Below are 21,496 nucleotides of genomic sequence, written 5' to 3'. Positions count from 1 at the left end.
CACCGGACTTTGCCGCTGTAACGGCCACTTTCAATGACGCAGATACTTCGCATCGCTCAGATTCGCCCCACCAGCGCCCTGTCACAACGACGGCCTGTGGTGCTGCGCATGTTGCTGGCAAGCATGATTATTTTGGTGCTCGCCCAAGGGCTCAATGTGTTCTTGACGCTGGCGGCTCAGCGTAATGCCAGCGTGCAGACGCTCGCTACCGCGATTCGCATTAGCGGGCACGAGCAGGTGTTTCATATCGAAAATGCCATGCGACTGGGTAAGCCGTTGGCTCAGATGTATGGACTGAGCGATACGCTGGCAGGCTTGCGCCGCACTCTCCCCTTTATTGAAGGAGTGGCACTCATCAATGCGGATGGGCAACTGCTGCTGCAGGATGTGGCAGAGGGGGGCACGGCGATGCCCGTGGGGGCAGCTTTGGCGAGCTATCGTGGCGAGGTGCTCTGGCACCAGCGTCGGGATGATCTGCATCTGTATCTTTTGCCCATTCATGCCGGTGAGCGTCAGCTGAGCGGCTTTCTGGTCTTTCTGCTGTCCGAGGATGCGGTCACGAACAGCCAGCAGGAAAGCCGCGAGCAGATGCTGCGCAGCCTGCTGATGAGTAGCGCGCTGGGTCTCTTGCTCTTGTTTGCGGCCACTTTGCTGCTGCAGCGTTGCCCGGAGCGCTTCTATCGCCGGGCGTTGTTCATTGCGCCCTTTGCGGCGGTGCTGATCGCGCAGGGTGTCTTCTCTTGGTACAACGTGACCAGTTTCCGCAGCAGCTATCTCGCCGGGCTGACCGGCAATGTGCAGCGTGCCTGCGATAGTCTGGGGCGCGAGTTCGAGCGCCTGCTGGCGCTGGGCGTAGATATCCGGCGTTTTCACGGACTGGATGCACCTTTCCAGCGCATGCTTGACGATATTCCCGAACTGGCCAGTGTGACACTGTACGACGCCGAGGGCCGCGCTCTCTTTACCCATCCCAGGTTTGGGGGCGCCCCGGACGAGCAGGGGGGCGCGGCAGCGCAGATCCAGACGCCCCTGCGCATTGTGGCGGCAGATTCGCAGTCTGCATCCAGTATGGAGGGGGTATTGAGTGCCAGGCTTTCTTCCGCTCAGATATCCAAGGGTATATGGCATAGGGTATCGGATGCGGGCACGGTGGCACTCACCTCGGCCATTTTTGTCGGCGAATTGCTGATCCTGCTGGCGGCACTGATGCACCGGGATCAGCAGTCGGAGCGCCGTCGCCGTGCCCGCCCGTTGCTGGCGCGCACGGCTGCCTTCACCTTGCTGTTTGCCTGGGCTTTGCCGCTGGCTATTGTGCCGCTGCACATGGCACAGCTGATGTCGGCAAATCGCGTTATTCCGGCAGAAATCCTGAATGCGTTGCCGGTCTCAGCCGAAATGCTGTTCGCCTTGCTCGCCACACTTTTTGCCGGCCGGCTTGCCGACCGTCATGGCTGGCATTGGCCCTTTTTGGCCGGCACACTGATTTGTGCCTGTGGTGGTTTGCTCAGCGCGCTGAGCAGTGGCGCTGGCGATTTTATCGCCGCGCGCGGTCTGGTTGGCCTGGGCTATGGGCTAGCCTGGATGGGCATCCAGTCCCACGTCTATGCGGCAAGCCCGCCGCGTACGCAAATGCACGCGATTGCCAGCCTGGTGGCAGGCATTTTTGCCGGACATCTGTGTGGCAGCGCCACCGGCGGCATGCTGGCCGAGCAATTTGGCGCTGGCAGCGTATTTTTGCTATCGGCCGTGCTGGGTTTGGTGCCGCTGCTGTTTGCGCTGGCCTTCATGCGCGACCATTTCCGTGCACCACCGCAGGGCACACTGGCACCGGCCAGCACCAGTGCACTGCGTGAACTGCTGGCGGATCGCAACTATCTGGCGTTGCTGGCCCTGTGTGTTGTGCCGTTTTCCATCGTGCAGGTCGGTCTGCTGTATTTTGCGCTTCCCTTACACCTTGGTGCGCAGGGCGCATCACCGGCCGATACTGGGCGTATTCTGATGGTCTATGGTCTTTCAGTCATTTATCTGGGGCCCTTACTGGGGCGCTGGCTTGGGCGTTTCCGGCAGCGCAAGCATTTCGTGGTACTGGCCGGGCTGCTTGGTGGCAGCGGGCTGGCCGCGCTGTATCTGGATGCCGGCCTCTTGGGCATGTTGCTGGCGGTTTTCCTGTTGGGCATTGCGAGCAGCTTCGGCGGTCCGGCGCAATCGAGCTTCGCCCTGCAGTTGCCTGCCGTGCAGCGTGCGGGGAAAAACCGGGCGATGGCCATCCAGCGTACCGCCGATAAACTCGGCCAATTGCTGGGGCCGCTGTGCATGGGCGGGCTTTTTGCCTTGCTGGGAAGTCAGGCGGGGTTGAGCATTGCCGGTTTGATGTACATGCTGTGCGCTGTCGCCTTCTGGCTGTTGGCGCGTCACGGCGATCGCACGGCGGCTTCGTCATGAGTACGCGCAACAGCCTTAGTGTCGGCCTGGAGCTGGAGTTGCCGGTCGCGCGCGGGGATGATGGCCGCGCTGGCGATGCGCGAGCTGCCCTTGCCGCCTTGCATGCACTGCGCTTCGCGCACTCGCCGGAAGCGCCCACCTTGCGCACGTCGGACGGCAGCCTGCTGGGCGTTGGCAGTGCCTGGGGCATGAGCTCCTTTGATAATGGCTACAACAATCTGGAAACCTCGTTTGCCCCCGTGTTTGGCGAAACGGGGAGTCTCAACCGACTGGCGCGGCAGGTGTTTGCCGAACAGTCCGAGCTTGAGCAGGCGCTGGCGGCGCACAATCTGTATGCGCTCAATCTGGCCGAACACCCGAGTACCGTGCTGACAGCGGAGCACTATCAGCGTCTGCGCGCCCCACGGCCGATTTACGACTACTGGATACAGCACCGGGGCTGGGATCATGCGGCGGGAATGGACGCCAAGGCACAGAATGGCCCGACTACCGGAGTGGCCGCCACGCAGGCGATCGCCAGCCTCAATCTGTTGTTGCTGGCCGCCCCCGCGTTTATCGCACTGTTTGCCAATAGCCCTTTCGAGGCGGGACATGACACGGGGCGGCGCGAAAATCGCCTGCAACTGTGGCGGCGCATGTTTGCCCGTGCGCGTTACCCGGCTGACCGGCGTCTGTGTGAGCTGCCGGCGCGCCCGTTTACCGGGCTGGCGGATTACCTGCGCTGGGTATTTGCACCCGATACGGTGATGCATGCCATCGCCGCCGATGCCAGCTACAAAACCTTTGAGGATCTGGTCGTGCTGGATACGCCGCTATCGCTGCTGGCTTTTCTGCACGGACCGGCGCAGACCGGGCGGGGTCTGCATGGCCGACAGTCCTCCCTGATCACGCCGTCAATGGCGCACCTGGAACAACTGCAATTCGCCCATTTTCTCGATGCCCGCATCCGCTTCGCCTTTGACACTTTGCCGGACCGGGAGGAATTTCTGGGCTCGCTGGATGGGGCCGGGGCGACCGAAGCCCTCTTTGCCAGGCACTGCCGGCACGTCTATCTCGAAGGTCGTGTCGCAGGCAACAATCTGGCCGACGCTGGCTTGCTGGCCGATGCCGGGGAAACGGTGGCGGCCAGCTGCGTGATGGCCCCCAGTGCGCTGCAAACCGGCCTGCTCAATGCGCCCGGCGCTTGGGAAACACTGCATGCCGCCCTGTCTTGGGCGCAACTGGACGGCCTGCGTGATGCCTGCATCCGTGACGGGCTGGCGGCCGAATATGCCGGTGTGCGCAGCCGGGACATCGCTGCGCTCGTGCTGGAGCTTGCCAGCACCGGGCTGGCCGCCGACGAGCAATGGATGCTGGCTTATCCGCGCCACGTGCTGGCCAGTGGCGAAAATGGCGCCGACCGCGCGCTGCGCCTGGTCGCCCGCCATCACGGCCCGCTGGAAGATGCGCTGCAGGTTTTGCTGCAAAGCAGGCGGATGGTCGTCGTCCCGCCGCCGGCTTGTGATTGCTGAAGACAGGCACAACCCTGCGACGAAAAGGTGTAACGTGATCAATGGGTATGTGGCTGAGGCCTTTTAATTAAAAAGCCTGCAGCAGTATAGATGGCCGGGTATCGAGATTTCCGCGTCTTTTCCGCATGAAACAGGCGTGTGCCAGCCAGCAATCAGCGTGGTGAGGGGGGCGGGCTGATGCGGGCGTAGATTTCATCGCTGGCCATCAGAATGTCAACTGGCGGGTTGTAGCCGATGCGTTCGGCTGTTTCCAGATTCAGTGCGATCTTCGCCGGTGCCTGCCAGACTTGCGGCAGCTGGCGCGGACGGGCGCCGTTGAAAATGCGCGCGATGGTTTCGGCGTGAAAGCGTCCGACATACAGGTAATCGAGCTGGGCAATGCTCATCAGCGCCCCCTGGCGGACTTCCTGTTCGCCCAGCATTGAAAAGGTCGGCAAGCCTTGCGCAGTCAGGGGTTCAAGTACCGCTGGCAGAGTTTGCGGGGTAATGCCACGGTGGACGGTAAGGTAGACCGCATCGGCTACGCGCGCGATTTCGCGGTAGCAGGCCGTGACGCGCGCCTCGGCCTCCTGCTGGCTGACGCCATTGAAGGGGGCATGGCAGGTCTGCACCGTAAACCCACGCTTGTTGGCAATCGCCGCGATTTCGTCCACGGCGGCAAAACTGCGTCCTTCCATGCTGTCTTCATAAACAATTCCCAGCTTCTTGAAGCGGAAAATGTCGTGAAACAGCGTCAACTGGCGACCATAGCGCCCCGGCTCGGTTTTGGCGTGCAGGTGATCAAGGCCGGAATCGTTGTCGCTGCGAACAATGCCGCTGGCGACCGGATTGCTGGTGGACATGACGACTACCGGGGTGGCGATGCCGGGCTTGGCCAGATCTTGTCCGGCCCAGGTACCCATGGCGATGATCAGGTCAATATCGCGCCGCTCCTGCAGGCGTGTGCGCAGGCTGGCTGCTACCACCGGGCGCAACTTGGGGTCGAAATCGCCGGCGGCATGGTAGCCATCCGGCAAAAATTCGAGATAATCGCTGCGCGCATTGGCGGCTAGCCAGCGCCAGAAACCACCCGCCTGCGGGTTGTTTTCGGCAGGCAGAGGCATGTCGCGCAGCCAGCCCAGCGCCATCAGCCCACGCACGGTGGCCTTGAGGATGACTTCATAATCGCGGTACTGCCCACCCTCGTAATAGGCGATGCGCCACTTGCTGCCATCGGGTTTCAGGCGCGGCGTGAGTGGCCAGCGATTGGCTGTTTGCTGCGCCGTATCGGACAGAGCCTGTGGCTGTGGCGTGCTCGCCGCCGTCTGGCTGGCGGTGCTTAGTGCCCCGATCATGACGGCAGGCGTGCTGGCCGCATCCGGCTTGCTGGTGGAAGGCGAACAGGCGCACAGCAACAGAGCCAGCATCAAGCTCCAGAGTTTCACGTTTCTTCCTTATCGGTATGTGTTGCCGCACCCAGGTAGCGAATTGCCAGCACCGTGATGTCATCGGACTGGTCTGCCGCGCCGACATGCGTCGCCAGATCCGCCATCAGCGTATTGACCCGTTGTTCGGCATTTCCTCGGGTGTCGCACGCCGCCATCAATTGCGCGAGCCGTGTTTCTCCATACAACTGCCCGGCAGCATCCATTGCCTCGGTAACGCCATCGGTATACAGCAAAAGCCAGTCGCCCGGCTGCAGATATTCCGTAAAGCTGGCGTACTCCATGTCTTCAAATGCACCCAGGGCGGGACCGCTGATGTTGCGCAAAATCTCGCAGCGGCCATCGGCTCTCAGGATCAGCGGTGGGTTGTGGCCGGCATTGGCAAATTGCAGCTCGCCGGTATGCAAATCCAGTACGCCATTGAACGCCGTGACGAACATCAGGTTGGGATTGTCGCGTGCCAGATGGTCGTTGACCTGACAGACCGCTGCGCCGGGGGTCGTGCAGCTTTCGCCTGCTGCTTTCATCAGCGTTTTGGTGATCGCCATGAACAGTGCCGCCGGTACGCCTTTGCCAGCGACGTCGCCGATGGTGAAATTGAGTGTGTCGCCCGTCAGGAAAAAATCGTAGAGATCGCCGCCGATCTCACGCGCCGACACCAGTGTGGCATGCAGATCGATTTCCGGGCGTTCCGGAAAAGCCGGAAACATCTTGGGCAGCAGGCCAAGCTGGATATCGCGTGCCACGCCGAGCTCGCCTTCGATGCGTTCGCGCTCGCCGGTGATTTCGACCAGTGAACGGACATTGCGGTACAGCGCGGTTTCCATGCTGGCAAAAGAGCGTGCCAGCGCACCGATTTCATCCTGGCGGCCGTCAGCCAGATCAGCCGGCATACTTTGCACTGGTGCTGCGGAAAAGTCAGCGCCTGCCAGCCCCTTGGCATATTGTCCAAGCCGCACCAGCGGCCGGGCGATGCCGCTGGCGACCGCCCAGGCCAGCAGCAAGCCGAGCAGGAGACCACCGGCAAATACCAGTGCCTGGCGGGTGACCAGATTGCGTGCCGGTGCAGTCAGAGCCGCTTCCGGTGCGGCCACGGCCACGTACCAGTCCAGTGCCCGCACATAGGTCGCCCAGCCCTGCATGACTCGTCCGTCGCGACCCTGGAAATGCACCGCATCCCGATTGCCCGCCGCCGCGCGCAGGGCGGTCTTCGCGCGGGGGTCAATGTCGTCATTGGCCGCAGCAGGAGGTACTACCCACTGACCTTGCCCGTCGAAGATAACTACCGCGCCATTACCGCTCACTTCAACCTGGCCGAGGCTGCGTGCCAGTTCAGTTCGGAATTGCGCCAGACGGGCATCGGCCTCTCCTTGCACCTCGTCGACACGCCCTACCGAGGCCACCATCCAGTTCCATGGCCGGAAGGGCAGAAAATGTCCGTAGCGCTGCACCAGCCGGTTCGAACCGACCGCCTTCCAGTCGTAAATCAGCACCGTCTCGCCATAGCGATCCGCTTCGTCCCACGCGGCGGCGACCACGCTGCGCCCCTTGAAGTCGGTGTAACCCGACAATTGCGTACCCAGCAGTGCAGGTTCGGGATAGACCAGCGCCACGCCATCGCGGTCGAAAACCAGCAGGTATTCGCCACCCACTGGCCGGATTTTCTGCAGCCAGGCCAGTGCTTGTGTTCGTGCTTCCTGTTCGCTGAGCTGGCCTTGCGTGGCAAGGTTCTGATAGTGCGCCAGCGTTTGCAAGATGACCCGGTCGAACTCGCGAAACCGTGCCTTGCGTTCCTGCACCAGCGCGACCTTCCCGGCCAGCAGGGTGTGGTACTCGCTGCGGATCGCCAGCTCGGCCATGCGCAGCACGTTCTGCACCGAGCGCTGCTCGGCGACAATCGCCGATTCGCGCACGGCCAGCAGTGAATGAGCCATGACCACGCAGGCCACCAGGCCGAGAATGGCTGCCAGCGCCAGAAAAATCCGGGCTTTCAGCGAATGGATGGCAAGGCGCACTTGCGTTGCTCCGCTCAGCCCGCGAGTCGCCCGCGACCTTCATCCACGGAGGCAGCCAGTTCCAGAATGCGGGTAAAGCCGCTCATCTCGAACACCTCGCTCACCTGGGGTTGCAAGCCACACAGCACGAAGCGCCCGCCAGCCTGTTTGGCGCGCTTGGCCGCCATCAGGATGATGCGCAGGCCGGCGCTTGACACATAATCGAGCTCAGCCAGATCCAGCAGTACCTTGCTGCCCGGCTCTGCCAGCAAGGGCAGGAGATTTTTTTCCAGTTGGGGCGAGGTGCTGCCGTCCAGCCGGCCACTCGCCCGCAACAGGGATGTATCCGCCAGGGTTTCGAGCGTGGTGCTAATTGCCATGATGTTCCTTGTCTCCATCGACTAGGCCAGCGCGATCAGCGCGAACCCTTGAATTGTTCTGTTGCATTCAAACGGGCAGGTTTTTGCGCAGCAAGATGCGATTTCGCCCATCCTCGCGTACAAGGCGATAGTCATCCATCAAGCTGCGCACAAAATGCACCCCCAGACCACCAGGGATGCGATCGTCCAGTTCCGCGTCCAGATCCGGCGGAGCCACTTCGGTAAAGGGATCGAACGCCGGTGCGTCATCGCTAATGACGATCTCCAGCCAATCACCGGCCAGTTTCAGCGAAACCGCAATTTCATGACCGCTTGCGCCGGCGAAACCGTGGAGGATGGTATTTGTTAGCAGCTCGTCCAGGCAGAGGTTGACCTGCATTGCAATGCGCGGTGTTTGCGCAAGAAAGGCTGTCACCGCCTCTGCCAGTCCGGCAATGGCCGCCAGGTCGGAATTGAGCCGGTATTCAAGAACCTTGTCGTCGCTTGTTGTCACCGCCCCATCCCCAACCATTCAACGGAATCCAGCCCTACAGGCCGTAGGAAAACCACCTGTTCCCTGTTTTTCTCGGCGAAGCCGGGAAAAATGTGTGTAAAACAAACGTATTTGTTGCTGATGCAAAAGAAGCCGGTTTGTGACTAGCTTTGCCTAGTGTTTGTGTTGATGAAGAAACCGGCTTTTTCAACAGCCCGCTAATACGGCATCGCCATTCGCCGCAAAAGCCCTGAGCTGTGTTCAGTATTTCTGATTTAAATTTAAAGCTGACTGTGCCTCCTCCTCGAGAAAGCTGTCGCAGTGCAAACAGTCTCGGCAAATAAAGTACTGCTTCGTACGATAACCCAGTCTGTTCCGTGAGGCAAAACTGATGATTCACAGGGGTGATTCAACCCGCCAGAACGACTCTGCTATTGAGGGAATGCGCTACTGTCTTTTATGTATGGGGTTGTGGTTATTGATAAATATGGCTCACGCGGGCGTACCCTTGCGGGTATTAAGGCGTGCTGGTGGCGGATTCCGGTTCCGGCCAGCGGCTGGCAAAGCTGAAGGCTTGTGGATTCGGGCCTTGCTGGCGCAGGAGTTCCAGTTTCGACATTCCCTCGCTGACGCTGGGGGTATGGCCGGCGGGGATCCACCACAACGCCAGGGAAGGCCATTCGGCTTTGCGGAACCACTGGCGGCGCTGTTTCAGGCTGGCGAGGTGCGGGCCGCTATAGACGTAGCCTTCCAGGCTGTCGACCGATTGCCACACCGACATGTTGACCAGCAACAGCGGATCGCTACCGGCCAGGATGGATGTGGCATTCCCGCTGTCATCTTGCAGCCGCCAGATGAAACCGGGGCTGCGTTCGGCGAGCGCATTCAGTGCGTCCAGTTCGCCGGTGAAGCCGGCCATGCGCGGGTCGTCCAGCGGAGCTAGCGCATGGCCTACGTTGATCTGGGCCAGTTGCCAGTCTGGGTTGAAAGAAAGGGGGCTTTGTTCAGGCATGGCGGCTCCGGATGCGGGGGATCAACTGCAGCGGCTCACCACTGAATTGCAGGGTGGCGGGGCCTTCGACCAGTAGCTGGCCGGCGGCCAGTTCGGTGCGTTCACCGGCATCCAGCACCAGATCGGCACGCACGGCACTGCTGGATATCCAGGCCGTGCCGGACTGGCAGAGCAGGGCGGCGGGTTGGCGCAGCTCGGCGATCAGCAGCTCGTGGGGCAGGAGATCCAGACGCAGGTAGGGGGTAGTCATGATGGCGATTCCGCTGGCATACAGGTGTACTATATCGACAAATCACTCGCGTAAAAGCGACGTTTTTTCCGGTCTTTTGTGAAGGAAATTCACATGAATGCATTGCCACCGCTTGCCGCGCTGCGCGCGTTCGAGGCGGTCTGCCGACTAGGTAGCGTCGTGAAGGCCGCCGATGCGCTGTCGGTCACGCACAGTGCCATCAGTCATCAGCTGGCCGCGCTGGAAGATTATCTGGGCATTGCGCTGTTCGAGCGACAGGGTCGGCGGCTGGTGCCGACGGAGGATGGCCGGTATTACGCGATGCGCATCCGGTTGGCGCTGGGCGAGGTGGGGGAGGCCACCCGCGCGCTGCAGGCGCGCCCGCGCCCCAACGAGTTGCGACTTGCTACGCTGCCGTCGTTTGGCATGCACTGGCTGATGCCGCGGCTGCCTGAATTCCAGCAACAGCACCCGCAATATCGGGTTGAGGTACGCGCCGGAATCGGCTTTGATGATCTGGCCAATGGGCAGGTTGATCTGGCGCTGCGAATGGGCAGTGGCCAGTGGGAGGATCTGCAGGCGGCCTTTCTGCTGCCGGACTGGCTGGTGGTGGTTGGCCGGCCCGATCTGCCTGATTTTCCGGCGCAGCCGCAGCAGCTGCCACAGGCACGCCTCTTGGGGACGATGGAAAAGTGGAGCAGCTGGGCGGCGCAGGCGAACCTGACGGATTGGCGACCCGAGCCCCGGCTCGCCTGCAATGACAATAATCTGGTGCAGCAGGCCGTGCTGCAGGGGCAGGGTGTGGCGCTGCTGCGCCTGTCGCTGGTGTTCGACGACCTGCTGGCCGGGCGGCTGGCGGCGGTGGGCGGTTTGGCGGTGCCGCACCCGCTCAGCTACTGGCTGGTATGGGCGCCACGGCTGGAGGGCTCAGCCAAACTGCAGGAATTCCGCCACTGGGTCAGTGCCGCCGCGCAGCGCAGCGCGGCGCAGATGCAGGCATGGGTGAGTGCTCAGAGCCGGTAGGGGGCCGCAGACAGCGCCGGGGGCTTGCCCGAGAGGAGGTCGGCGAGTAACTTGCCCGAGCCGCAGGCCAGCGTCCAGCCCAGTGTGCCATGGCCGGTATTGAGCCACAGGCCGTCGAGCTGTGTTGGCCCGATCAGCGGAACACCATTGGGCGTCATCGGCCGCAGGCCGGTCCAGGCACTGGCCTGCCCACGCTCCGCCGCGTCGGGGAAGAGCTCGTCGACGACCTTGTGCAGTGTCGCCAGCCGCTGGCTGTCGAGCTGGCGATCCCAGCCTGCGACTTCGGCCATGCCCCCGACGCGCAGTCGTGTGTCAAGGCGCGTCAGCGCGATCTTGTAGGTTTCGTCCATCACGGTTGAACGGGGTACGGCCACCGTATCGCGCAGCGGCATGGTCAGCGAATAGCCCTTGACCGGATACACCGGCAGATCGAAACCCAGCGATTGCAGCAGCGGCCGGCTGGCACAGCCGGCCGCCATGACCAGGGCATCGCAATCGAGCCGCTCATGGGTATCCAGCTGAACGCCTTCAATATGGCTGCTTTGCTCATGGATACCCGTAAGGGTAGTTGCCAGTCGCAAGGTGATGCCCTGCTGCACGGCCAGTGCGGCGAGTCGCTGGGTGAACAGGCGGCAGTCACCGGTTCCGTCGCCGGGCAGGTGGAGCGCCCCCAGCAGCGGAACGCGGGCGCGGGCCAGGGCAGGCTCGATCGTGGCGATGTTGCCGGCGTCGACCAGGTGATGCGCAATGCCGAGTTCGCCCAAAAGGCGCGCATCGCGTTCGGCGGCATCGAGCTGGCGAGGCTTGCGGAAGACCTGCAGTGTGCCCAGCCTACGCCCTTCATAGGCGATACCTGTTTGCTGCTGCAGCGCCTCCAGTTCGGCGAGGCTGTATTCGGCCAGCGGCAGCAGGGCGCGCCGGTTGCGCAGGTAGGCTTCTTCGGTGCAATTGGCGGTTAGGCGTGCCAGCCAGGCCAGCTGGAAGCGGCTGCCATCCGGACGGATGCGCAGCGGCCCATGCTCCTGCAGCAGCCAGCGCGCGGCCTTCAATGGCACGCCCGGGGCGGCCCAGGGGGCCGCGTAGCCGGCCGAGAGCTGGCCGGCGTTGGCGAAGCTGGTCTCCATGGCCACCTCGGGATGGCTGTCGATGACGGTTACCCGGCAACCGGCGGCACGCAGATACCAGGCACTGCTGATGCCGATCACGCCGGCACCGATGATGATCACATGCATGCTTGACTCCAGCTGGAAACGCGGCGCCATGCCGGCACTCGCTGCTTCCAGTGTAGTTCGCCCTGATGCGGCGCCTGTATTAAAGAAAAACCTGATATTGCCGAAACAGCGGCAGGAGGTATCAGCAATGAATCAGCAGCGTCCCCTGACCGTTTCCGGCTTCTACAGCGTCGCCGAATACAATGCCCGTGTTGCCAGTGCGCAAGCCTGCCGCGCGGGAATCACTGCGTTCTGGAGCAAGGCTGCCGATGCCGCAACCCGCGAGGAATGGGAGCATTACGCTGCAGCGGCCCGTGACATGGAGGTGTTTGCCCCGCGTGTCGAGGCCCAGGCCAGACGGCTGGGCTTGGCACTGGGGCTGCCACTGGAGCGTTGTGGGCAGCTGCTGTCCTTGTCCGAATGCGAAGCGCTGTTTGGCTCCGCCTGCCTGCCGGAGTGCGAGGCCGCCTGATCCTTGCGGGATGGCCCTCTATACTGGGGGTTCCCGGACTCACAGGCTCTCCACGATCATGGCGCTGACTCCTTCCACCATGCCCCCGCTGGGGATGCCGCTGCCCGATGCCACATTGGCCGACGGGCGCGGCACACCGTATACATTATCGGCACTGGCCGGCCAGCACGGCTTGCTGGTGGCCTTTATCTGCAACCACTGCCCTTATGTGCAGCATCTGAATGGCCAGCTGGCGCCCCTGGGAACGATTCTGGCCGAAGAAGGGGTTGGCATGGTGGCGATTTCCAGCAACGATCCGCAGGCCTACCCGGCCGATGCGCCGGCCGAGATGGCGCTGCAGGCAGAGGGGCTGGGCTACAGCTTTCCCTATCTGTTCGACGCGACCCAGGATGTGGCGCGCGCCTTTCACGCCGCGTGCACCCCGGATTTCTTCCTGTTCGATAGTCGTCTGCAGCTGTTCTATCGCGGGCAGTTTGATGCCTCTCGCCCCGGCAAGGGCAAGCCGGATGGTGCCGATCTGCTGGGCGCCGTGGCGGCACTGGTCGCCGGCGAGGGGGCGCCGGCCGTGCAGCAGCCAGGCATCGGCTGCAATATCAAGTGGCGTGAAGACTGAATGGCTTAGTGGCCGCCGCCTTTGCCCCCTCCTCCACCATTCCCGCCACCGTTACCCCCACCAGCGCCATTGCCGTGGCCCCCACTGGCATTCCCTTTGCTACCGCCTTCACCTGATGCATGTCCCTGGGCGTTATTGCTTTTGGCTTCCGCCTTGGCCTTGCCGTTGGCGTTGGCATCATCGCCCTTGTCGGATTTGCCTGGTGCCGCGGCAGATTTCTGGTGGCCTTTGCCTTGCAGCTGGCCGACTGTCGTTCCCAGTGCGGCGGCAATCTGCCCCCAGCCCATGCCGCTGTCCCGCATGCTCTGTACGCCTTGCAGCGAGACCTGGCCACTGCTGGTCATGATGGTGCCCCCGTTCAGTGCGGCGCTGATCTGCGAGGGGCTGGGATTGGTGATGCCGTATTGCGACAGTGAAAAGCTGGCTGCCGACAGCGCCAGTGACACGTTGCCCCAGCCGGTGCCCTTGCTGGCGCTGACCGTACTGCTCTGACCGCTGCTGTCGGTCAGTGTCGCGGTGCCTCCGTTGCGTAGCGCGCCAACCAGAGCCTGCGAATTCTGCCTGGAGCCCGCCCAGCCGCTATAGCTGCTGACCAGCTGACTTTGTGTCGGGCTGGATTGGGTGGTCGTGGTGCTTTCGGCGGCCAGCGCCGGCAGCGGGGCCACCGCGAAGCCCAGTGCGGCGGCAAGAATCAGGTGTTTCATGGCGTCTGCTCCAGTGGAATCCAGTGGATGGATGCACTGTAAGCATTGCCGGCCAGCGAGGGGGGGGCGGGGTTGCCCGGCGGCAGCGCTATGCCGCTGGACGGTCGAACTGCATCTCGATGTGCGGTATGCCATCCTCATCGTATTCATCGCCATCACGCACGTAGCCCTGGCGCTCGTAAAAGCGCTGCAGTCTGGCCTGAGCGCCGATGCGGTTGCCACAGCCCGGATAGAGTACTTCTGACTGGCGCAATCCTTCCTGTAGCAGGGTGTCGGCAAGGCCCGCGCCGCGCAGGGGCGCGGCAAGCACGATGCGTCCCAGCGATGGCGACGTGTATTTGACCCCGGGTGCCAGCAGACGCAAGCCGGCCTGTACGCGACCAGCCTCGTCCAGGCCGACCAGATGCCAGGCGGCTTCGTCGTACTCATCCATGTCGGAAAAGATGCAGGTCTGCTCGACCACGAAGATGTCACTGCGCAGACGCAGGTAATCGAACAGGACGCGCGAAGGGATTGTGTCCAGCGTATGCCAGTGCCACTTGAGCATGTCGTTTCCTTGAAAAGCCACAGGCTCCTTGCGGAGCCTGTGTGGGTATAAGCATGTAGCCCTTTTATTGAAAGGGTTTCATCGGCATACCTGTCTTAATTGCCAAGGCGCTCGCGCCACTTGGCCACCTGCACCAATACCTGGAAGGGGGCGGTGCCACCGACGTGATCACGGGCGTTCAGCGAACCTTCGAAGGTCAGGATGCTGAAGATGTCGTCCGCAATCAGTGCCGAGAAACTCTGCAGTTCGACCAGCGAGAGCTCGGACAGGTCCTTTTTCTTCTGTTCGGCATAGCGCACCGCCAGTGCGACCGCTTCGTGCGCGTCACGGAAGGGCAGGCCCTTTTTCACCAGGTAGTCGGCCAGGTCGGTGGCAGTGGCGAAGCCCTGGCGCACGGCACGCTCCATGGCCTCTGGCTTGACGGTGATGCCGCGCATCATGTCGGCGTAGATGCGCAGGGTATCGGACAGGGTGTCGACGGTGTCGAACAGCGGTTCCTTGTCTTCCTGGTTGTCCTTGTTGTACGCCAGCGGCTGGCCCTTCATCAGCGTCAGCAGCGATACCAGATTGCCGTTGACACGGCCGGTCTTGCCGCGCACCAGCTCCGGCACATCCGGGTTCTTTTTCTGCGGCATGATCGAGCTGCCGGTGCAGAAGCGGTCGGCGATGTCGATGAAGCCGAAGCGCGGGCTCATCCACAGGATCAGTTCTTCGGACAGGCGTGACAGGTGCGTCATCACCAGTGCGGCCGCAGCGGTGAATTCGATGGCGAAGTCACGGTCGGATACGGCATCCAGCGAGTTCTCGCACACACCCTCAAAGCCCAACAGCTGCGCGGTGTACAGACGGTCGATCGGGTAGGTGGTGCCGGCCAGCGCCGCCGAGCCCAGCGGCATGCGGTTGATGCGCTTGCGGGCATCAATGAAGCGCTCGGCGTCGCGGCCCAGCATTTCCACGTAGGCCAGCATGTGGTGGCCGAAGGTGACCGGCTGTGCCACTTGCAAGTGGGTGAAGCCTGGCATGACTACGGACGAATTCTTCTCGGCCAGATCCACCAGGCTCATCTGCACCTCGCGGATAAGCTTGATGGTGGTGTCAGTGGCGCCGCGCAGGTAGAGGCGGATGTCGGTGGCAACCTGGTCATTGCGGCTGCGACCGGTGTGCAGGCGCTTGCCCGCATCGCCGACGCGCTCGGTCAGGCGCTTTTCGATGTTCATGTGCACGTCTTCGAGATCGAGGCTCCACTCGAAGGTGCCGGCGTTGATTTCCCGCAGGATGTCGGCCATGCCGGTCTGGATGGCTTGCAGGTCTTCCAGGCTGAGCACGCCGACCTTGTTCAGCATCTGGGCGTGCGCGAGCGAGCCCTGAATGTCGACCTCGGCCATGCGCTTGTCGAAATTCACGGAAGCGGTGTAGCGCTTGACGAGTTCGGTGACGGGTTCGTTGAAGCGGCCAGACCACGTCTTGTTGCCAGAGTCCTGCATGGGGGAAATCCTGAATGGGCAAAAATGCCGGCAATTATACCAGTGCCGCGGCGGGCTTGGGCTGCAGGCGCAGACATGTCGCCAGCCGGGGGGTAACAGGCGCTGCATCGAGCAGTGTTGATGTAGGTCTTTGCTGGGTATTTCCGTGAATGTCTTGTTGATGGCGTTGTTTGGGGTGATACATGGTGATGTATGCTGATGGCTTTCTATGAGGGTCGGGAACTCATGGAGGTGATTGCCCGACTAAGAGCGGCACGGTTGCTGTTGAGGGCTGCTCGCCATACGCTGCAGGAGTCCGGTGCTGTGCAGTGTTGTGGCAGTGACCGACAGCAAGGCCTGCCGCGTTCATTCATGGTCGGTTGGGCCAATGCGGGCGTATAATCCCGCGACCTTCCGGTAAGAATCAGTTTCGGAGACCCACCCAGCATGCCCGCACCTTCCCGTAAACCACGCAGTTCTGGCCATTCTTCCGGCGGGGGCAGCTCGCTGCTGGCCGGCCTGCTCATCGGCCTGTTTATCGGTGTCGCCGTTGCGGTGGGGGTTACCGTCTATCTCAATCGCAGTGCCAGCCCCTTTACCGGCAAGACCCCCGCCAGCCAGAGCGCTGCGTCACAGGCGGTGGAAACCAAGCCGGAAGTCCTGCGTCCCGCTCGCGGCAAGGACGAGGTTGCGCCACCGGCAGCAGCCAGTGCGGCGGCCGATGCCAGTACCACCGAATTCGATTTCTACAAGATGCTTCCGGAAAGCGAGAGCAAGGCAACCCGGCCGGCGCCCACCCCCGTGCCAACTGCCAAACCGAAGCCCGAGGCTAGCGCGGCATCAAAAGTCGAAGCGGCCAAAGGCGGCTGGTTGCAGGCTGGCGCTTTCCAGAACGAGGCCGATGCCGATAATCTGAAGGCCAAGCTGGCGCTGATCGGCATCGAGTCGCGCATTCTGACCAGTGAAGTGCCGGACAAGGGCGTGTGGCACCGAGTCCGTGTCGGTCCCTATGCCACGGCCGAGGAGCTGGATCGCACCCGCGCACAGCTCAAGGCCAATGGCATCGATAGCACGGTAATCCGTAGCAAATAAGCCCCGGCAGTCGGGGTAAATGTAGGCAAACAACACCCATAGCAAGGGAGAACGCAATGCGCTGGTTGAGTAAAGTGATGGTGATGCTGGGGCTGCTGTTGGCGGGCCTGGCTCAGGCTGCACCGCAGCAGGGCAAGGATTACACGCTGCTGGCCAAGCCGATGCCGGTCGCCGTGCCCGGCAAGATCGAGGTGATCGAGTTTTACTGGTATGGCTGCCCGCACTGCAATGCCATTGAGCCGTTCGTGGAAGCTTGGTCTGCCAAGCTGCCCAAGGATGTGAATTTCCGCCGCATCCACATCAACTGGGAAGATTCCAGCCGGCAGGGGCACGTCAAGCTATTCTTGACCCTGCAGGCGATGGGGCTGGATACCAAGCTGCAGCCGGCCGTATTCAAGGCCATTTTCCAGGACAAGCTGGAGCTGCGCCGCGAAGAGGTGCTGTATTCCTGGCTGAAGACCCAGGGCGTTGACGTCGAGAAGTTCAAGGGAATCTATAACGGCTTCAGCATGGGTGTGATGCAGACCAATCTGGCCAAATTGACCCGTGATTATGGTGTCGATGGCGTGCCGCGCTTCATCGTGAATGGCCGCTATGTCGCTCGTGGCATCGAAGGCGCCGGTGAAGAGTCGGTGCTGAAAAATGTCGATGCGCTGATTGCCATGGAGCGCAGCAAGTCCGGCAAGGCGAAGTAGGTCGCCTGGCAGAAGATTGGGAAACGCAGGCTTTCAGAGCCTGCGTTTTGCATGATGGGCCAGCAGGGAATGGATGGCGTCTTTCAGGCCATCATCATGGACCTGGTCGGCGAGTGTTTCAAAGGCGCGGGTGGCCGCGTCGGTCATGGCCAGTGTTTTGGGTGGTTGCCACGCAGGCAGCAGCGCGCTGCTGATCCGTGGCGTGATCTGGCTCACGGCAATGCCTGTGGCCTGCAGCTGACGCAGGGCGGCCGGCGCACATTGCTTCAGCCGCATGGCTGCGGCACCGCTGCTCACGGCCACGATCAGCTGGTTGCCCGACCAGCTGGCTGCCAGGCAGCAGGCGGCGACTTCCGTGGGCAGGGACCGGCGCAAGGCTTGCAGCACGCGCTCCAGTTCGGCGACCTGGCGCAGCAGTGGCCGCAGTTGCGGATCGGTCTGCAGCGGGTTGCGGGCGGAAAAACGCTTCATCGGTAATCTGCAAGGAGGGTTAGCCATGAATGTTATTGTGGTTTCCGACCGTTTGGCAAAGGCCGTCAGCATGACTGGCTGGCAACTGGCGCTGTGTTCGGTGCCGCTGGTGCTGGTGCTGGTGCTGGCCGGTTACTGGGCAGGGCGGGTGGGCGTGGCTGTCCCCGGGGCTAGTCCGCGCAGTATGACCCCTGTCGAGCGGGCACAGCTGGATGCACTGGCAATGCAGGTCGGTGAGCTGCAGGCGCGTCTGCTGCGCATGGATCAGCTTGCCGTCGAAGTCGGCAAGCGCACCGGTCTGGATATCAAGCCCTTTGTGGCCAGTGGCGTTGCCGCGCGTGGCGGGGTATTCCGCCAGAGCGCGCTGCCGGGGCTGGATGAACTGGCCAGCGCGCTGCAGCAAAGCGATCTGCAGGCACAGGGCGCGCTGGATGCGCTCAATGTTGCACACACTCTGCTGCTGCAGCCGAGTGCCTCACGGCTGCCGGTACATGCTCCGATTGCCACTGGCATGCAGACATCCAGCTTTGGCTGGCGCAGCGATCCCTTCCGCGGCACCCAGGCCTTCCATGAGGGACTGGATTTTTCCGCGCCGACCGGTACGCCGATCCAGGCGGCAGCCGACGGCCTGGTGCGCTTTGCCGGCTGGCATCCGCAGTATGGCAACATGATTGACCTCGATCACGGCAATGGTGTGACCAGCCGTTATGCTCACGCCAGCGAGCTGCTGGTGGCCGAGGGGGCGCAGATCAAGGTGGGGCAGGAGATTGCCCGGGTCGGCAGTACCGGCCGTTCGACCGGTCCACACCTGCATTTCGAAATCCGCTTCATGGGGGTTGCCCAGAACCCGCTGCGCTTTGTTGCGCCGGAGGTACTGGCCAGCACTAATCCGGGTGGGTGAACGGCACTTGAACTGGCGGAGCTTGACGCCATATCTTACGGGGTTCATGCTGCGACGCTGCTCCATACATAAAAACCATGCCCGGCACGGGTGAGTTGATAAAACCATGATTTCTACCCTGTTCAAAAAAGTATTCGGAAGCCGTAACGACCGGCTGCTCAAGCAATATCGCGCGATCGTGAAGCAGATCAATGCGCTTGAGCCGCAGATGCAGGCTCTGAGCGATGACGAGCTGCGAGCCAAGACCGCCGAATTCAAGGAACGCCTGGCCAAGGGGGAAACACTGGATCAGCTGCTGCCGGAAGCCTTTGCCGTGTGTCGCGAAGGCTCGGTTCGCGTACTGGGCATGCGCCATTTCGATGTACAGCTCATTGGTGGTCTGACGCTGCATCAGGGCAAGATTTCCGAAATGCGCACCGGTGAAGGCAAGACGCTGGTGGCCACGCTGCCGGCTTACCTGAATGCGCTGACCGCCAAGGGCGTGCATGTCATTACCGTGAATGACTATCTGGCCAGTCGTGATGCCGGCATCATGGGCAAGCTCTACAACTTCCTGGGCTTAAGCTGCGGCGTCAACCTGAGCGGCAAAACGCATGATGAAAAGCAGCATGCCTATGCCTGCGACATCACCTACGGTACCAATAACGAATTCGGTTTCGATTACCTGCGCGACAATATGGCCTTCCGCAAGGAAGAACGCGTGCAGCGCGGCCTTGCCTACTCGATTGTCGACGAGGTGGACTCCATCCTGATCGACGAAGCCCGTACTCCGCTGATCATTTCCGGTCCTGCCGACGATAGCACCGAACTCTATCAGGCCATGAACGCCGTGCCGCCCATGCTGAGCAAGCAGGAAGAGGAAGAAGGCGAGGGCGATTATTTTGTTGATGAAAAGGCCAACTCGGTCCTGCTCTCCGAAGCCGGCCACGAGAAGGTCGAAGGCATCCTGACCCAGATGGGGCTGCTCGCCGAAGGTGATAGCCTTTATACCGCCAGCAACATCTCGCTGGTGCACCACCTGAATGCCGCACTGAAAGCGCATGCACTGTTTGTCCGCGACAAGGATTATGTCGTCCTGGATGGCGAGATTGTCATCGTCGACGAATTCACCGGCCGTCTGCAGACCGGCCGCCGCTGGTCCGATGGCCTGCACCAGGCGGTCGAGGCCAAGGAAGGCGTGACCGTCAACCAGGAAAACCAGACGTTGGCCAGCATCACGCTGCAGAACTACTTCCGCATGTACGGCAAGCTTGCCGGCATGACCGGTACGGCCGATACCGAAGCCTACGAGTTCCAGCAGATCTATGGCCTGGAAACCGTGATCATCCCGACCAACCGCCCGATGATCCGTCAGGATCGCCAGGATCAAGTCTACAAGACCGCGATGGAGAAGTACCACGCGATCATTGCCGACATCAAGGATTGCCGCGAGCGGCAGCAGCCGGTGCTGGTGGGTACTACCTCGATCGAGCAGTCCGAGCTGCTGTCCGGCCTGCTGAACGAAGCCGGTATCGAGCACAACGTGCTGAACGCCAAGCAGCATGCCCGTGAAGCCGACATCGTCGCGCAGGCCGGCAGCCCCGGCGCTGTCACGATCGCGACCAATATGGCCGGTCGCGGTACCGATATCGTGCTGGGCGGCAGCCTGGAAGGCAAGATCCGCGAAATCGAGAAAAATGCCGAACTGAATGATGACGACAAGCATGCCGCCATCGCTCAGCTTAAGGCTGCCTGGCAGCCGGTGCACGATGCCGTGGTTGCTGCCGGTGGTCTGCACATCATCGGGACCGAGCGCCACGAATCCCGCCGTATCGACAATCAGCTGCGCGGCCGTTCCGGCCGTCAGGGTGATCCGGGCTCCAGCCGATTCTATCTGTCGCTGGAAGATCCGCTGCTGCGCATCTTCGGTGGCGAGCGTGTGTCGGCGGTGATGAGCATGCTGAAGATTCCGGAAGGCGAAGCCATCGAATCCCGCATGGTCAGCCGTGCCATCGAATCGTCACAGCGCAAGGTCGAAGGCCGCAACTTCGATATCCGCAAGCAGTTGCTGGAATACGATGATGTGGCCAACGAACAGCGCAAGGCGATTTATGCCCAGCGCAACGAACTGCTCGAGCATGACGATGTCGCCGAGACCATTGCCGCCCTGCGTGACGGCTATTTCGGCGAACTGTTCGACCAGTACATCCCGCCGAATGCCATGGAGGAAATCTGGGATCCGGCAGGGCTGGAGCGCGAGCTGGCCGACATGGATCTGGTGCTGCCGGTATCGGTGTGGGTCAAGGAAGAAACCGGCCTGTCCACCGACGACATGCGTCAGCGGGTCATCGATGCGGCCAGAGCCTTGTATGCCAGCAAGATCGAGCAGGCCGGCGAGCAGGGTTTCCGCCACTTCGAACGTTCGGTGCTGCTGCAATTCCTCGACCAGCACTGGCGTGAACACCTCTCGGCACTGGATCATCTGCGCCAGGGGATTCATCTGCGCGGCTATGCCCAGAAGAACCCGAAACAGGAATACAAGCGCGAATCCTTCGAGCTGTTCTCCGACCTGCTGGCCCGCATCAAGCGCGACACCATTTCGGTCATCATGAAGGTACAGATTCGCAGCCCTGAAGATGTCGAAATGCCGGAGCCGGAAGCACTGCCGGAAGACGTCATGCAGTTCCGCCATGATGAAGCCCAGACGGCCTTCGGTGGCGAAAGCTCGCTGGCCAGCGCCGAGCACACTTTCCAGCCGACGCCGGCAAACAATCCGTATGCCAATGTTGGCCGCAACGAGCCCTGCCCCTGCGGCTCGGGCAAGAAGTTCAAGCACTGCCATGGCGCACTGAACTGAGTTC

Annotated in this window: 20 protein-coding genes; 9 read left to right on the top strand and 11 right to left on the bottom strand. The window is 62.1% G+C overall.

The annotated features are described in order from the left end of the window. Nucleotides 1-33 precede the first annotated feature (33 nt). The gene (locus tag INR99_RS01435) at nt 34-2,442 is read left to right on the top strand and encodes an MFS transporter (protein WP_194114505.1); all 2,409 of its coding nucleotides are present in this window, start codon (nt 34-36) and stop codon (nt 2,440-2,442) included. After that, complete coding sequence (locus INR99_RS01430) at nt 2,439-3,953, top strand: glutamate-cysteine ligase family protein (protein WP_194114504.1); 1,515 nt, start codon at nt 2,439-2,441, stop codon at nt 3,951-3,953. The genes INR99_RS01435 and INR99_RS01430 overlap by 4 nt, the downstream gene beginning before the upstream one ends. Before the next feature lie 152 nt (nt 3,954-4,105). On the opposite strand, the gene INR99_RS01425 is transcribed toward INR99_RS01430, so the two are convergent. The 6 genes from INR99_RS01425 to INR99_RS01400 form a co-directional block, all read right to left on the bottom strand. Next, nucleotides 4,106-5,377, bottom strand: coding sequence for an ABC transporter substrate-binding protein (locus INR99_RS01425; protein ID WP_308431424.1), 1,272 nt, complete (start codon nt 5,375-5,377; stop codon nt 4,106-4,108). Next, nucleotides 5,374-7,392: a SpoIIE family protein phosphatase gene (locus INR99_RS01420; RefSeq protein ID WP_194114503.1), complete on the bottom strand. Its 2,019-nt coding sequence runs from the start codon at nt 7,390-7,392 to the stop codon at nt 5,374-5,376. Before INR99_RS01420 ends, INR99_RS01425 begins: the two co-directional genes overlap by 4 nt. Before the next feature lie 14 nt (nt 7,393-7,406). Continuing rightward, entirely contained in the window at nt 7,407-7,751 is a 345-nt protein-coding gene (locus INR99_RS01415; protein WP_194114502.1) for an STAS domain-containing protein, read from the bottom strand. 67 nt (nt 7,752-7,818) lie between these two features. Further along, nucleotides 7,819-8,244, bottom strand: coding sequence for an ATP-binding protein (locus INR99_RS01410; RefSeq protein ID WP_194114501.1), 426 nt, complete (start codon nt 8,242-8,244; stop codon nt 7,819-7,821). A 496-nt stretch (nt 8,245-8,740) separates the two neighbouring features. Continuing rightward, a complete protein-coding gene (locus INR99_RS01405) occupies nt 8,741-9,235 on the bottom strand; it encodes a DUF3291 domain-containing protein (RefSeq protein WP_194114500.1) in 495 nt (164 codons plus the stop codon). Next, nucleotides 9,228-9,485 (bottom strand): DUF2917 domain-containing protein, encoded by a 258-nt coding sequence (locus INR99_RS01400; protein WP_194114499.1) that lies wholly within the window; start codon nt 9,483-9,485, stop codon nt 9,228-9,230. Before INR99_RS01400 ends, INR99_RS01405 begins: the two co-directional genes overlap by 8 nt. Before the next feature lie 93 nt (nt 9,486-9,578). Between INR99_RS01400 and INR99_RS01395 the strand changes: the two genes are divergently transcribed. Then, a complete protein-coding gene (locus INR99_RS01395) occupies nt 9,579-10,487 on the top strand; it encodes a LysR substrate-binding domain-containing protein (RefSeq protein ID WP_194114498.1) in 909 nt (302 codons plus the stop codon). Here the strand turns inward: INR99_RS01395 and INR99_RS01390 are convergent. Beyond that, nucleotides 10,475-11,719 (bottom strand): D-amino acid dehydrogenase, encoded by a 1,245-nt coding sequence (locus INR99_RS01390; RefSeq protein WP_194114497.1) that lies wholly within the window; start codon nt 11,717-11,719, stop codon nt 10,475-10,477. The two genes, INR99_RS01395 and INR99_RS01390, sit on opposite strands and share 13 nt — an antisense overlap. Nucleotides 11,720-11,846: 127 nt before the next feature. On the opposite strand from INR99_RS01390, the gene INR99_RS01385 reads away from it, so the two are divergent. Both INR99_RS01385 and INR99_RS01380 read left to right on the top strand, forming a co-directional pair. Beyond that, nucleotides 11,847-12,170 carry a hypothetical protein gene (locus INR99_RS01385; protein ID WP_194114496.1) on the top strand — a complete coding sequence of 108 codons (324 nt, stop codon included), beginning with the start codon at nt 11,847-11,849 and terminating at the stop codon, nt 12,168-12,170. A 58-nt stretch (nt 12,171-12,228) separates the two neighbouring features. Further along, nucleotides 12,229-12,783 (top strand): thioredoxin family protein, encoded by a 555-nt coding sequence (locus INR99_RS01380; RefSeq protein ID WP_194114495.1) that lies wholly within the window; start codon nt 12,229-12,231, stop codon nt 12,781-12,783. Nucleotides 12,784-12,788: 5 nt separating this feature from the next. Here the strand turns inward: INR99_RS01380 and INR99_RS01375 are convergent, their stop codons facing one another. From INR99_RS01375 to argH, 3 genes are all read right to left on the bottom strand, one after another. Continuing rightward, the gene (locus INR99_RS01375) at nt 12,789-13,487 is read right to left on the bottom strand and encodes a hypothetical protein (protein ID WP_194114494.1); all 699 of its coding nucleotides are present in this window, start codon (nt 13,485-13,487) and stop codon (nt 12,789-12,791) included. 88 nt (nt 13,488-13,575) lie between these two features. Next, nucleotides 13,576-14,034 carry a GNAT family N-acetyltransferase gene (locus INR99_RS01370; RefSeq protein WP_194114493.1) on the bottom strand — a complete coding sequence of 153 codons (459 nt, stop codon included), beginning with the start codon at nt 14,032-14,034 and terminating at the stop codon, nt 13,576-13,578. 95 nt (nt 14,035-14,129) lie between these two features. Then, the gene (gene argH, locus INR99_RS01365) at nt 14,130-15,518 is read right to left on the bottom strand and encodes an argininosuccinate lyase (protein WP_194114492.1); all 1,389 of its coding nucleotides are present in this window, start codon (nt 15,516-15,518) and stop codon (nt 14,130-14,132) included. A 426-nt stretch (nt 15,519-15,944) separates the two neighbouring features. On the opposite strand from argH, the gene INR99_RS01360 reads away from it, so the two are divergent. Both INR99_RS01360 and INR99_RS01355 read left to right on the top strand, forming a co-directional pair. After that, on the top strand, nt 15,945-16,589 hold the full coding sequence (locus INR99_RS01360; RefSeq protein ID WP_194114491.1) for an SPOR domain-containing protein: 645 nt from the start codon (nt 15,945-15,947) through the stop codon (nt 16,587-16,589). A gap of 56 nt (nt 16,590-16,645) precedes the next feature. Beyond that, complete coding sequence (locus INR99_RS01355) at nt 16,646-17,284, top strand: thiol:disulfide interchange protein DsbA/DsbL (RefSeq protein WP_194114490.1); 639 nt, start codon at nt 16,646-16,648, stop codon at nt 17,282-17,284. A gap of 33 nt (nt 17,285-17,317) precedes the next feature. On the opposite strand, the gene INR99_RS01350 is transcribed toward INR99_RS01355, so the two are convergent. Further along, on the bottom strand, nt 17,318-17,755 hold the full coding sequence (locus INR99_RS01350; RefSeq protein ID WP_194114489.1) for a DciA family protein: 438 nt from the start codon (nt 17,753-17,755) through the stop codon (nt 17,318-17,320). 25 nt (nt 17,756-17,780) lie between these two features. Here INR99_RS01350 and INR99_RS01345 point away from each other — a divergent pair, with 25 nt between their 5' ends. Both INR99_RS01345 and secA read left to right on the top strand, forming a co-directional pair. After that, nucleotides 17,781-18,656 (top strand): M23 family metallopeptidase, encoded by an 876-nt coding sequence (locus INR99_RS01345; protein ID WP_194114488.1) that lies wholly within the window; start codon nt 17,781-17,783, stop codon nt 18,654-18,656. A 106-nt stretch (nt 18,657-18,762) separates the two neighbouring features. Next, nucleotides 18,763-21,492, top strand: a complete 2,730-nt coding sequence (gene secA / locus INR99_RS01340; RefSeq protein ID WP_194114487.1) for a preprotein translocase subunit SecA — start codon at nt 18,763-18,765, stop codon at nt 21,490-21,492. The last annotated feature ends 4 nt before the right edge of the window (nt 21,493-21,496 follow it).

The sequence above is a fragment of the Chitinilyticum piscinae genome (genome assembly GCF_015223195.1).
Taxonomy (GTDB): domain Bacteria; phylum Pseudomonadota; class Gammaproteobacteria; order Burkholderiales; family Chitinibacteraceae; genus Chitinilyticum; species Chitinilyticum piscinae.
This window is presented reverse-complemented; position numbering and strand designations above follow the sequence as displayed.

Bases quoted from the DNA above. Each gene is read 5' to 3' on its own strand.
- INR99_RS01390 (WP_194114497.1), bottom strand. From the start codon at position 11,719: ATGCATGTGATCATCATCGGTGCCGGCGTGATCGGCATCAGCAGTGCC.
- INR99_RS01430 (WP_194114504.1), top strand. From the start codon at position 2,439: ATGAGTACGCGCAACAGCCTTAGTGTCGGCCTGGAGCTGGAGTTGCCG.
- INR99_RS01395 (WP_194114498.1), top strand. From the start codon at position 9,579: ATGAATGCATTGCCACCGCTTGCCGCGCTGCGCGCGTTCGAGGCGGTC.
- INR99_RS01405 (WP_194114500.1), bottom strand. From the start codon at position 9,235: ATGCCTGAACAAAGCCCCCTTTCTTTCAACCCAGACTGGCAACTGGCC.
- INR99_RS01415 (WP_194114502.1), bottom strand. From the start codon at position 7,751: ATGGCAATTAGCACCACGCTCGAAACCCTGGCGGATACATCCCTGTTG.
- argH (WP_194114492.1), bottom strand. From the start codon at position 15,518: ATGCAGGACTCTGGCAACAAGACGTGGTCTGGCCGCTTCAACGAACCC.
- INR99_RS01380 (WP_194114495.1), top strand. From the start codon at position 12,229: ATGGCGCTGACTCCTTCCACCATGCCCCCGCTGGGGATGCCGCTGCCC.
- INR99_RS01435 (WP_194114505.1), top strand. From the start codon at position 34: ATGACGCAGATACTTCGCATCGCTCAGATTCGCCCCACCAGCGCCCTG.
- INR99_RS01400 (WP_194114499.1), bottom strand. From the start codon at position 9,485: ATGACTACCCCCTACCTGCGTCTGGATCTCCTGCCCCACGAGCTGCTG.
- INR99_RS01360 (WP_194114491.1), top strand. From the start codon at position 15,945: ATGCCCGCACCTTCCCGTAAACCACGCAGTTCTGGCCATTCTTCCGGC.
- INR99_RS01375 (WP_194114494.1), bottom strand. From the start codon at position 13,487: ATGAAACACCTGATTCTTGCCGCCGCACTGGGCTTCGCGGTGGCCCCG.
- INR99_RS01345 (WP_194114488.1), top strand. From the start codon at position 17,781: ATGAATGTTATTGTGGTTTCCGACCGTTTGGCAAAGGCCGTCAGCATG.
- INR99_RS01355 (WP_194114490.1), top strand. From the start codon at position 16,646: ATGCGCTGGTTGAGTAAAGTGATGGTGATGCTGGGGCTGCTGTTGGCG.
- INR99_RS01350 (WP_194114489.1), bottom strand. From the start codon at position 17,755: ATGAAGCGTTTTTCCGCCCGCAACCCGCTGCAGACCGATCCGCAACTG.
- secA (WP_194114487.1), top strand. From the start codon at position 18,763: ATGATTTCTACCCTGTTCAAAAAAGTATTCGGAAGCCGTAACGACCGG.
- INR99_RS01385 (WP_194114496.1), top strand. From the start codon at position 11,847: ATGAATCAGCAGCGTCCCCTGACCGTTTCCGGCTTCTACAGCGTCGCC.
- INR99_RS01370 (WP_194114493.1), bottom strand. From the start codon at position 14,034: ATGCTCAAGTGGCACTGGCATACGCTGGACACAATCCCTTCGCGCGTC.